The organism is uncultured Shimia sp., from assembly GCF_913054185.1.
GTDB lineage: Bacteria > Pseudomonadota > Alphaproteobacteria > Rhodobacterales > Rhodobacteraceae > Shimia.
The window spans coordinates 1-11,888 of sequence record NZ_CAJXIV010000115.1 but is presented as its reverse complement, the minus strand read 5'-3'; the positions used below and the strand labels follow the sequence as shown (position 1 = coordinate 11,888).

Genomic DNA, 11,888 nt, shown 5'->3' with positions numbered 1-11,888 from the left:
TCAAGGAGAACAAGAGATGAAACTGTTGCGATATGGCGCGCTGGGCGCGGAAAAACCGGGCATGTTGGATCAGGACGGCATCATTCGGGACCTGTCCGGTGTGATTGGCGATGTGGCGGGAGAAGCGCTGAGCGATGAGGGCATTGCAACTCTGCGAGATCTTGATCCAGCAGGTCTTCCTGCTGTTGAGGGCAACCCACGTTTTGGTGCCTGTGTGGGGCAGGTGGGTAAGTTTATCTGCATCGGTCTGAATTACGCGGACCACGCAGCGGAGGCTGGCATGGCCTTGCCTGAGGAACCGGTGATTTTCTTCAAGGCCACCTCGGCCGTCTGTGGACCCAACGATGACATCGAAATCCCACGCACTTCAGTCAAATCCGACTGGGAGGTGGAACTGGGGGTGGTGATTGGTAAACACACCAAATATGTGTCCAAGGAAGAGGCGTTGGACCACGTGGCAGGGTATTGTGTGGTCAACGATCTGTCTGAGCGTGACTTCCAACTACATCGCTCCGGGCAGTGGGTGAAAGGCAAATCCTGCGACACTTTTGGTCCTATCGGTCCATGGCTGGTTACGCGCGACGAGGTGGCGGACCCGCAAAATCTGGCAATGTATCTGGAGGTCAACGGGCACCGCTATCAAGATGGCTCCACCAACACGATGCATTTTGATGTCGCCACGGTGATCTCACACCTGTCGCAATTCATGAGCTTGCAGCCGGGTGACGTAATCTCCACCGGCACACCACCAGGTGTCGGCATGGGGCAAAACCCGGAAACTTACCTCAAACCTGGCGACAAAATGGAACTGGGCATTGAAGGTCTGGGTGTGCAGACGCAAAACGTGATGGCGGGCTGATGGTTCAGATCACCGCACTGCGCACCCACGATTTGCGTTTCCCGACGTCGGACGCGCTCGATGGCTCCGACGCCATGAACCCCGATCCCGACTACTCCGCGGCCTATGTGGTGTTGGAGACCGACGGCGCGCACGAGGGTCACGGGCTGACCTTCACCATTGGGCGCGGCAACGACATCTGCGTCGCCGCCATTCAGGCGATGGAGCATTTGCTTATTGGCGTCGATCTCGACTGGGTCCGCGAAGACATGGGCCGGTTCTGGCGTCATGTCACGGGCGACAGCCAGTTGCGCTGGATTGGCCCTGACAAGGGTGCCATTCACCTTGCCACCGGCGCGGTGGTCAATGCGGTGTGGGACCTGCTTGCCAAAGAAGCGGGCAAACCTGTTTGGCAACTGGTTGGCGACATGTCCCCGGAAGAGATCGTCTCGCTGGTGGATTTCCGCTACATGAGTGACGTGCTCACGCGAGATGAGGCTTTGGATATCCTGCGTAAAGTCGAGCCTGGCAAAGCAGACCGCATCGCCAAACTGAAAGCGGAAGGGTATCCGTGTTACACAACCTCCGCTGGATGGCTTGGGTACTCCGATGACAAGCTGCGCCGCCTTTGCCGCGAGGCGCGAGAGGCTGGCTTCACGCATACCAAGTTCAAAGTGGGACGTGATTTGCAGGATGACATTCGCCGCCTGACTATTGCCCGCGAAGAGCTTGGTGACGACATGAACATCATGATCGACGCCAATCAAGTCTGGGAAGTGGATCAGGCAATTGAGTGGGTCAATGCACTGGCCTTCGCCAAACCGTTGTTCATTGAAGAACCGACAAGCCCCGATGACGTGTTAGGCCACCGAAAAATCCGCGATGGTGTGGCACCTATTAAAGTGGCAACGGGTGAGATGTGCCAAAACCGCATCCTGTTCAAACAGTTCATGGCTCATGAGGCGATTGATTTTGTGCAGATAGACAGCTGTCGCCTGGGTGGGCTCAATGAGGTGTTGGCGGTGCAATTGATGGCCGCCAAATTTGGGCTGCCGGTGTGGCCGCACGCCGGCGGCGTCGGGTTGTGCGAGTACGTCCAACATCTCTCGATGATCGACTATGTGGCGATCACTGGAGAGAAAGACGGCAAGCGCATCGAGTTTGTCGACCACCTGCATGAGCATTTTGTTGATCCCTGTGTAGTGGAAAATGGCGCCTATCAGGCCCCTAAGCAGCCGGGTTTCTCTATCGAGATGAAGCCGGAGTCAATTGCGACCTACCGTTTCCACCCGTCTTTGGCAGCAGAGTAAAAGCACGCCACCTCCGGACTTTCCGGGGGTGCGCTCCATAAGATGAAGCGAACACGGTTCCACCAGAGGCGACATTATGAAGACCAACCGAATTGGCAGCACCGACGTGACTGTGACTGAAGTCGCCTTTGGGTGCGCCAGCATTGGCAACTTATACCATGCAGTGTCCGACGCCTGCGCACAGGACGTGATGGATACGGCGTGGCAAGCGGGCATTCGCTATTTCGACACCGCGCCACACTACGGTCGAGGGTTGTCAGAAATGCGTTTGGGGCGCTTTCTACAGAGCAAACCGCGTGACAATTACACTTTGTCCACAAAAGTTGGGCGGGTGCTGTATCCAGGCCAAGCGATGGCGGAGGCGGACGGATTTATCGATCCGCTGCCCAACAATGTCCGCTACGACTATTCCGGCGACGGCATCGAAGCTTCGTTGGAAACCAGTCTGGAGCGTCTGGGCACCACCATGATCGACATTGCCTTTGTGCATGACATTGGGTGCTACACGCACGGCCAGGAAAATGCTGTCCACATGGAAGCGTTTTTGGGTAGCGGCTACGAGCGGCTGGTGCGGCTGAAAGAACAAGGGCGTATCCGAGCCTTTGGCCTGGGCGTAAACGAAAATGAGATTTGTCTGGAGGTGATGCAACACGGCCCGTTGGATGTGATCCTTTTGGCAGGACGTTTGACGTTATTGGACCGCTCGGCAGAGGAAAGGTTGGCCGATCGCTGTCGTGCGCAGGGTACCAGTCTTGTGTTAGGCGGGGTATTTAACTCCGGAATTTTGGCAACGGGTCCGATTGATGGCGCCACCTACGACTACACGCCTGCCAGCCAGGAAATCTTGACGCAAGTGGCGGAATTGCAATCTGCTGCTGAAGGTCTAGGTCTGCCTTTGGCAACAGCTGCGCTGATGTTTGCCAAACAACATGATCTCACGGCGTCGGTTTTGATCGGAACGGCCAAATCGGAGACATTGCGGCGTAATCTATCCGCCATAAGCGCTGCTGTGCCGCAAGAATTTGGCAAAGTTTTCTTTGCCTGACATGAAGGTATTTGGCAAAGCCTCATCTAAAGAGAGATTGTAAGCCCAAAGGAATTCGAGGTTTTGCACACTTGGCGGTGAAGGCAAGCGTGCTACCGGGGTACTGGGACCTTTAACTTACCTGCAGCGAAGGGCCGCTCTCTGATTGGGGGTCTGGGTCAAGCTCGTTTTCATTCCTTTGTTTAGATGAGATCGTTTATCCGGGTTACGCTTCTCTTCGCAGCCTAGTTTGGCGTTCGAAACGGCGCGCTGCAGGCATGTGTCGGATCGGAAGAGGAGAGCCCCAATCAAAGATAACCGACTATGGCGGTCACCGAACTTGGGTGACTGTTCTTCCAACTGCTGCCACATCTCTGCGCGCGCCTCTGAAAACAAATTCAGGCTGTCATTTTCCACGCCAAAGACACTTGGCTAGCTTCCATCCTTGAAGACAAGTTGGACTTCACCCGCCCGCAGCACTTGCGGCCAAAACTGGCAGGCTGCGCCGCTAAACGGTTTATCAAGCCTCTTTCCGCATAGTGCGCGTGAAACACCTCGCCAGCAGAAAGCCGGTTCCAATGTCGATTGCCTCCTCTTTGCGTTTTGCGCTTCTCTCCGTCAGCCTCATGGCGCCCCAAGCGCAGGCAAACAGTGTCTCCCTGATCCAGAACGGTTTCTTTGCGCAGCGCGCCTCTTTCAACGACACCTCCCCCCGTGCGCCGCAACAGCCTGCCCAGACGCAGCCATCTGATGCCGATGTCAGCCGCGGCGCGGTGGCCTTGCGCCCCGGCGCTGCGAGCCTGTTCCGTGGCCGCGCCAACGGTGGCCTCTTCGCACCCGTGCTGGTGCAGGTCCTGCCCTCTGCAGCCAAGCAGCTGATGACCCTGATTGCCGGGGCCGAAGCCGGCAAGGCCGGGTATGATGCTGTACAGCATGGCGCCCGGACCCGGCCTGCCAATCGGCCAACCGAGATGACGATCGCCGAGATCTATCAGTGGATTGACAACACCCCGGGGCAGCCCCATGCGATCGGGCGCTATCAGCTGATCCCCGCCACCATGCGACGCCTGGTCCGCCACCAGGAGGTGCCGCACAGCAAGCTCTTCAGCCCAGAGCTACAGGACCAACTGGCACACCAGTTGTTGGAAGAGGCAGGACTCAGCGACTTCCTGTCCGCCGACATGTCGCGCGCGGACTTTATGCTCAATCTTGCCAAGATCTGGGCGGGCCTGCCCACGTCAAGCGGCAAATCTTACTACGAAGGCTATGCCGGCAATAGCGCAGTCTACACTTGGCACTATTTCGATGCCCACTTCAGAAAGATCTTTCCGAGTTAGCGGCTGAATCTATTCGGAAGGGTGCGTAGAAATATCAGTCTGAATGTCCGAGTTTGAGGTACGACAGCTGCCTCGGTGCAAAGATTCGGCTTGAGGCTGCAACGCCGGCATAACACCGTGCCTCATGGGGACAACCGGCTTTGGCGACGATCTGTTCGTCCGCCGAAGCAACTAAGTAAATCTTCCACTTCTTCCCTTTCAAAATCAGCGCTAGCCATTTCGGCAAAGTGCTGTGTTTTCTGCAGTGTCGAAACACGTGAGGCAACTGTCAAAACGGTGCGAGCGGTTGTTTGAACCGGAGGCAGCAATCGGCGACCACCGCCGCCAGCAGTGAAGTCGATCAAGTTGTGGTTCTGCGCCTCTCAACCGAATGTCCGGAAAGTAGCTGTGATCGCAGCATGTGACGGCCGCACTCAAGGTCCGCTTTGCAGCGTGTCCCCCCTTACCCTCTAAGTCACTGGGGTCGCCCCAGTTTCCATCCGGACCAATTTCCCGTCCGTCAGCAGCATGATGACCATAACACTCTCCTTGTCACCACTGGGGAAATCCATGAACTGGTGTGTCACCAGAATGTCCGGGTTTTCATAAACAATTCGATAGTCCCGTCGGACCGGTCGAGGGCCGCTGGCAGACCAAATGTCGACGATGTCGCTCTTGTTCAGGTCCTTACCCGACTGATGGCGCACATATCTGAAATCATCATCAATCAGCGCGTTCAGGGACTGCCGGTCTCTGTTTTCAAAGGCCTCTTTCCAGGCCGTAGAAAAAGTCATGTCACATTCCTTTTCGCATATTCAAACGTATTTGATGCAGGTTCTAGTGGCTATCTGCAACGCCTGAGAGCATCATCGCCTTAATCTGAAACACCTTTCCAATAGGTCCGTCCTTAGCCGTTCCTCCGACATCCGAGTTACCTTGGCAAAAGATCCCTGCGCCTAACTTCTCTTTTAAGAAAATCAACAAGAAGGCGAATTCGAAGCGACACTGAGTCACCTCCCTTGTAAACCAGATGCAACGGGATATTGGGGGGCTGCCATTCCTCCAAAACCTTCACCAACCTGCCTTCTCGCAAGGCGCCTCTCATGACCCACTCCGGCATCATCACTACACCGGCACCAGACGCGGCCAATTCGACCAGCGTGTCGCCCTGATCTGCTGAAAGTGTTCCAGATACGGTCACTTCGCGCTTCTTGCGACCTTGGGCAAAGCGCCATGTTTGCGAAGCCTTCATGCGCGCAAAGGTCAGACAGTCATGCGCTGTCAAATCCTCCGGTACAGTCAGTTTTGGCGCGGATTTTAGGTAATCGGGGGCCGCGGCAAGCGATAAGGGGTTTTGAGACAATCGAGAGGCAATGAGACTGGAATCTTCCAGATCTCTGGCGCGCACGGCGAGATCGACCCCCTCTCCCACAATGTCTACATGATCCTCAGTGAGCGCCATGCTGACTTCAATACGCGGATACTCTCGAACAAACTCCGCGATGAGTGGGGCAAGTACCAGTCGCGATAAGACCGGCGACATGGACACCAATATCCGTCCCGCTGGCGTTTGGGATTCTGTTCGGATCATTGCATCTGCAGCCGCGACTCTTTCGAGCAAAAAGACACATTGATCGTAATAAACTTCGCCCTGCGGGGTGAGGCTGATACTGCGCTGCGTGCGGCGAAACAGGGCGCATCCCAAATGTGCCTCCAGAGCGGACACGCGCTTGCTGACCGTGCCCTGCGCCAATCCTTCAAGGATGGCTGCTTTTTGGAAGCTACCGGATTGGGCCACCCGAACGAAGGCGCGCATCGCAACCATCTGATCCATAAGTAATATTCCACATGAGAATGGCAGTTATTCGAACGTGAGTATTGTTCAGATCGATCTCTCATGCAATTCCAATTCCTAAGCCAACAGACGCTGACCTGACCAAACCTACTGCAATTTACGGAAAACGGACTTTGAGCCGACTGGAGAAGTACGTCCCGCAGATCGAGCCCAACAAAGGACGAAAGGACAAAGAGTGTCGGACTTGTTCGAAAAACTAGTGGATCTCTCGATACTTGTTGGAGACATGGAAGCGCGCGCAGAGGCTTTTCTGGTCGAAGACCGTCCTGGGCGAGAGCGCATTCTCACCAATATGAAAAAACGGATCTTCCTTCAGCGAGAAGCACTGCTGAAGGAGTGTGCGGGCAGCCCTCACTTCCAACAGCTTCCTTGGGCACAAGTGCTTGACGCTTTGCGGGCCCCTCAACTTGTCGAGACTTGGGACCTCGAAAATGACGGCACTTGGGGCGCCAAAGGTGTCATGATCAATGAATTGTTTGAACGGGCCATGCTGACCCTGAATGTCGCTCAGCTCTTGGTTAGCGAAGCTGAGTTGAGCGTCGCCGAAGCCGTTTACATTGATCTTACGGATGCTCCGAGGGCCAAGGAATGAGATTTCTCCAAATCGAGCCCCCCATCTGCGGAAGTGTCTGACGTCAGCGCTTATGGGTCCAAATAGGACGATTTGATAAGAGAGTGTTTCTGGCTCATCGTGACCACCGAGGAGTGGACGATGAGAAAGACAACCAAGAGCCCCGGCGAGAAGATCGTCAAAGATATAAAGCGGGCCACGCGCAAGCAGTATTCAGCCGAAGAGAAGATCCGGATTGTTCTGGATGGCTTGAGGGGCGAAGACAGCATTGCTGAATTGTGCCGCCGAGAGGGGATTTCCCAGGGTGTTTACTACAAATGATCAAAGGACTTCATGGAAGCCCGCAAGAAGCGGCTGGCGGGGGACACCGCTCGCGCGGCCACGACCGACGAAGTCAAAGACCTACGCCGCGGAGCCCGTGACCTGAAGGAGGTCGTGGCAGAGCAAACGCTGGAGTTGCGCCTTCTCAAAAAAAGCATGACAGGGGATGGGGGCGACCAGGAATGAGGTATGCCGCATCTGAGAAGTTGGAGATCATCCGGCTGATGGAGGAATCGCATCTGTCAGCGCGTCAGACGTTGGCCAAGTTGGGCATGCCGCGCACCACATTCTACCGTTGGTATGACCGATATCTGCAACGTGGTGAGACAGGGTTGCTGGATCGATCCCCCAGGCCAAAGCATGTCTGGAACCCACTGCCCGATAGGGTATTGCAAAGCAGTATCCCGAAAGGGGCATCCCTGTTGAGGTGCGGCGCAAGGTCGTCAAATTGGCCCTGACGGAAACAGAACTATCACTACGGGAGTTGGCGGTTACATTCACGGATCAAGAAAACTATTTTGTATCAGAGGCTTCGGCGTATCGGATATTGAAGGCACACGATCTGATCACCAGCCCAGCCTTCATCGTGATCAAGGCCTCAAACGAGTTCAAAGACAAAACCACGGCCATCAACCAGTTATGGCAAACCGACTTCACTTATCTGAAGATCATCGGCTGGGGCTGGTTCTATCTCAACACGATCCTGGATGATTAAAGCCGCTATATCATATCGTGGAAGCTGTGCACGACCATGCGGGCGGAGGATGTGACTGACTCGCTCGATCTGACATTGCAGACATCTGGATGTGATCAGGTGCATGTCGTTCACAAGCCGCGACTGCTCGGTGATAACGGATCCAGCCACGTCTCTGGAGATCTGGCTGAATGGTTGCAGGGCAAAGGTATGAAGCATTCTCGCGGTGCGCCATACCACTCTCAAACACAGGGCAAAATCGAGCGTTGGCATCAAACATTGAAGAACCGCATCCTGCTGGAAAACTACTTCCTGCCCGACGATCTCCAAGCTCAGATCGAAGCCTTCGTCGATCACTACAACCACCAGCGTTACCATGAGAGCCTGAACAACGTCACGCCAGCCGATGCCTACTTCGGCCGTGACAAAGCCATTCTGGAACAACGAGAAAGGATCAAACGACAGACCCTCGAAGCACGGCGCTTGCATCACAGCCAGCGCGCCGCATAATCAAACCAACCAGATGAGCCAAACTCTCTCTTAGTTTAGGCAGCCCGTGGTTCCAAAAACTCTGACGACGGACATTCCCGGATTGGGAACCTGCCCGTGGCGAGCCTTACGAGGATGTCGAAAACATCCGGCCAGAAACCAAAGCGATGGTTGAGCTTTGGAAAGAGACCTACGGCACTGCACGCTATGTGATCACCGGCGTGGATGCCGCAGGCAACTAAAACCCAAGAACTTCACAACCCCAGCGGGCGTTTTCCCCAGTCGCCTGCTGGCCCAACAAACCACATTGGAATAACAGGGCCTGAGGGGGTAGAGGCATGGAAAACACGATGGGGGGGGCAAAGATCTAAGCAAGGAGAGTACACCCAAACCAGGCAGCTGAGGGCTCTTTGCTTCGCTTCTAAACCATGGCAACTCGAAGTATCCGGCACCTAAAAACAACATGATATTCCACTTTGGAATGTCAGAAATTCTCCAAACGTCATTGATGCGGTTCATCGCCAAATGCTATCAAAGACGTAGAGCAAAAACAGCTCAAGATGATCACGAATTTAACTGACTTCTTTCTCCCAACGGGGCGTGACTGCGCACCGATGGGCTTGGACAACTCATCTCAATTTTCCCGCAATTGGGGAACAAATTACAAAAGTGGAGACACCTCATGCGACACACACTATCCACAACGGCGTTGATTGGCGCGTTCCTTATTGGAGGCGTGGCGACCGCCCAGCAATACGATGCCCCCCACTTGGATTTTGCATCAAGAAATGCAGAAGCCTGGGCTGTTCAGGATCAAGGTATCGATCAAAAACTGGCAGACCTCGAGGCCAAATTTGGCAAGAAACCAAACATTGTCTACATCTTGACCGACGACATCGGCTGGGGTGAACTGGGATGGCAGGGCGGCGGCAAACACCGTGGCACGCCTTCTGAAGAACTGGACCAAATGGCCTTTGACGGCATGCGGTTCTGGTCCGCTTATGCAGAGCCATCCTGCACCCCCACACGCATCGCCATCAACACCGGGCGCCACCCTGTGCGTACGGGTCTCCTGTCCGTTCTATGGCCTGGCATGAAAGACGGTCTGTCCTCAGAAGAGGTGACAATTGCCGAAATCCTTGGCGAAGCGGGCTATTCCACCGCCATGTGGGGCAAATGGCATCTTGGCGATCACGAAGAGCATGCGCCAGAGAACCAAGGCTACGACTATGCCTACTATGGCCTCTTCAACGGCGCGCCAGATTATTGGCAAGCCTCACATGAAGACCCCTCTGGCACCTTCCCATTTGCAGACTTCCCCGGGTACGAGGAATACGAAGCGCGAACAGGTATCGACATGTCCATCGCTGGGTATGTTGGCAAAGCTGGAGAAGGCCGGTCGCCGATCGAAGGTGTTGCCGGTGAACTGTCACCTCAACGTCAGGAAGCCTTTGAAAACGAGTCCATCGCACAGATTACGCAATACGTGGGAGATCACGCGAACGATGAAGACCCGTTTTTCATCTATTGGGCATCCTACGCACTACAAATCGCGCCATCAGAAGAGTTCATCGATGCGCCGGGCGTAGACAAAAACAACCGCCAGGCATCTTTTATGGTGCTGCATAACAAGCATGTGCGCCAGCTGCTCGACAAATTAGAAGCCGAAGGCATTGCAGAGAACACTTTGGTTGTCTGGATCAGCGACAACGGCCCAATGTACGCCTTCTACCCCACGTCTGGCTACACCAACCTGCGTGGAGCCAAGGGTGATGTGCTTGAGGGCGGCGTGCGTGTACCGGCCATGGCCTGGTGGCCGGGTATGATTGAACCGGGTCAAGATCCCATGGACATGTTGCATGTGACCGACCTCTTCACCACCGCAGCCAGAATTGGTGGCGCCATGGACCTCATCCCAAATGACCGCATCACTGACGGCGTGGATCAGACGGCACTCTTCCTTATTGGGGAAGGCAACGGCCGCCGCAACTTCATGGCGCACTATAGCGGCGATGCCCTCGGCGCTATCCGCTACGAGGATTTCAAAATCCACATCAAGGAAGGTCACGGCGGTTTGCCCGGTATGGATTTTTACAACGTGAAACGTGACCCTGGTGAGAAATTCGGACAGCTTTACCCAGGTCTGTTTGCAGTGGCACCAATGCAAAAACTCTTGGGCATGCACAATGGCCGCGCGGCTGAATTCCCCCACCGTGCCCCCATGACTGCCGAAAAGTCCCGGCTTGACGCTGAGGGCCACTAAATGACGGCTTGGGCCGCGCACCCTGCGGCCCACAGCCACCTGTTACCAAAGCTCCAACATTGAGAAATGATGTTTTGATTGACCCCAACTCGAAGTACTGAGGGCGCACTTCGAGTTGGGGCCTCCGTCCAAAAGCGCTGTTTCTAAAAAGGATTGAAGGATGCGAAACGAGCAATACGCCTCTCGGTTGTCCGCTCCATCATGCACCCCCTCACAGCTGCGTTGGCTCGATCACCACGAGGATGGATCTAACTGAAACAGTAAAGACAGCTGCTGGTAGACGTCCGGTTCTTCTCGTTTGAAGGATGTTGGCCTTTCAAAGAAGACCTCAACCGATACGGCGAAAAACTCTTCGTGGCCTTCTGCGCCATAGGCGTCAATCACGGTTGCATCCCCCTTTTGGACACGCCGAACATGCCTTTTGTATGCTGTGTCGAACCCCCGTGCCCAATCCGAAACCGTTTGCTTTGAGCCGAGGATTGGCACCCCGTCAGTGCGGCCAGATAAGTCATCGATCTGATGCGCGAACTCATGGAACACAACGTTGTGGCCATCCGCGTCGTTTGCGGCCCCTTGCTGGGCGTGAGACCAGGACAAGATGACAGGGCCACGCGACCAGCTTTCCCCCGTTCGAACAATTTCGCGTTCGATCACGACATAGCCATTGTGCTGTGTTTGCCGCGATTTGAAGGCGCCGGGGTAGACCAGAACCGTTGTCAGATTATCATACCACGTGTCGCTATTCACGACCAAGAGGCAAGCCTGCGCGGCTATTGAAACCCGAATTTCATCGCCAATTTCTAGCCCGTTACACCCGATGAACTGCACCTGGTCCAGAAATCGGTTGATCTTGCCTTCCAGCTTGCCGCGCAACTCCATGGGCAATCTGGACGCAATTGGCACCTGTTTTTCTACAATTGCGCGATGATCTGCAGAGATGGGCTGTGAAAGACGGCCTTGTAGGCGCTGACGGTTTGCCCAGTATCTGGCCATCAAAGCAATTGCGCCTAAGGCCAACACAAAAAAGAAGATTGCCATCCGTGAGTACCTCTACCGGCATGAAATGATCTCCTGAATACGCCAGAATGGGAGGGAACAAAACCATAGTGGGCAAGCCATCCGAACTTGGGCGCCACTAGCATCACGCAGCCATTCGACCCATTGCGCGACATTCGCCATGGGTGTCCAAACGGCCGCTCCCAGCCCA

At 55.1% G+C, this 11,888-nt stretch carries 9 protein-coding genes and 1 pseudogene; 7 read left to right on the top strand and 3 right to left on the bottom strand.

The window, feature by feature from the left end:
- Positions 1-16: 16 nt before the first annotated feature.
- The 4 genes from QZ517_RS18000 to QZ517_RS17985 all read left to right on the top strand — a co-directional run bounded on the left by QZ517_RS18000 (position 17) and on the right by QZ517_RS17985 (position 4,509).
- Positions 17-859: a fumarylacetoacetate hydrolase family protein gene (locus QZ517_RS18000; protein WP_294229724.1), complete on the top strand. Its 843-nt coding sequence runs from the start codon at positions 17-19 to the stop codon at positions 857-859.
- Positions 859-2,148: an L-fuconate dehydratase gene (locus QZ517_RS17995; RefSeq protein ID WP_294229722.1), complete on the top strand. Its 1,290-nt coding sequence runs from the start codon at positions 859-861 to the stop codon at positions 2,146-2,148. Before QZ517_RS18000 ends, QZ517_RS17995 begins: the two co-directional genes overlap by 1 nt.
- Positions 2,149-2,224: 76 nt before the next feature.
- The gene (locus QZ517_RS17990) at positions 2,225-3,193 is read left to right on the top strand and encodes an aldo/keto reductase (RefSeq protein ID WP_294229718.1); all 969 of its coding nucleotides are present in this window, start codon (positions 2,225-2,227) and stop codon (positions 3,191-3,193) included.
- 557 nt (positions 3,194-3,750) lie between these two features.
- Complete coding sequence (locus QZ517_RS17985; protein ID WP_294229715.1) at positions 3,751-4,509, top strand: hypothetical protein; 759 nt, start codon at positions 3,751-3,753, stop codon at positions 4,507-4,509.
- A 449-nt stretch (positions 4,510-4,958) separates the two neighbouring features.
- Here the strand turns inward: QZ517_RS17985 and QZ517_RS17980 are convergent, their stop codons facing one another.
- On the bottom strand, positions 4,959-5,282 hold the full coding sequence (locus QZ517_RS17980) for a DUF4440 domain-containing protein (protein ID WP_294229712.1): 324 nt from the start codon (positions 5,280-5,282) through the stop codon (positions 4,959-4,961).
- A gap of 137 nt (positions 5,283-5,419) precedes the next feature.
- Positions 5,420-6,322 carry a LysR family transcriptional regulator gene (locus QZ517_RS17975; protein ID WP_294229709.1) on the bottom strand — a complete coding sequence of 301 codons (903 nt, stop codon included), beginning with the start codon at positions 6,320-6,322 and terminating at the stop codon, positions 5,420-5,422.
- A 205-nt stretch (positions 6,323-6,527) separates the two neighbouring features.
- On the opposite strand from QZ517_RS17975, the gene QZ517_RS17970 reads away from it, so the two are divergent.
- From QZ517_RS17970 to QZ517_RS17960, 3 genes and pseudogenes are all read left to right on the top strand, one after another.
- Positions 6,528-6,935: a hypothetical protein gene (locus QZ517_RS17970; protein WP_294229707.1), complete on the top strand. Its 408-nt coding sequence runs from the start codon at positions 6,528-6,530 to the stop codon at positions 6,933-6,935.
- A gap of 120 nt (positions 6,936-7,055) precedes the next feature.
- A pseudogene (locus QZ517_RS17965) lies at positions 7,056-8,439 on the top strand (IS3 family transposase).
- Between the two features lie 661 nt (positions 8,440-9,100).
- A complete protein-coding gene (locus QZ517_RS17960) occupies positions 9,101-10,681 on the top strand; it encodes a sulfatase-like hydrolase/transferase (protein ID WP_294229704.1) in 1,581 nt (526 codons plus the stop codon).
- Positions 10,682-10,912: 231 nt separating this feature from the next.
- Here QZ517_RS17960 and QZ517_RS17955 read toward each other — a convergent pair whose 3' ends face one another.
- Positions 10,913-11,719 carry a M90 family metallopeptidase gene (locus tag QZ517_RS17955; RefSeq protein WP_294229701.1) on the bottom strand — a complete coding sequence of 269 codons (807 nt, stop codon included), beginning with the start codon at positions 11,717-11,719 and terminating at the stop codon, positions 10,913-10,915.
- Positions 11,720-11,888 lie beyond the last annotated feature (169 nt).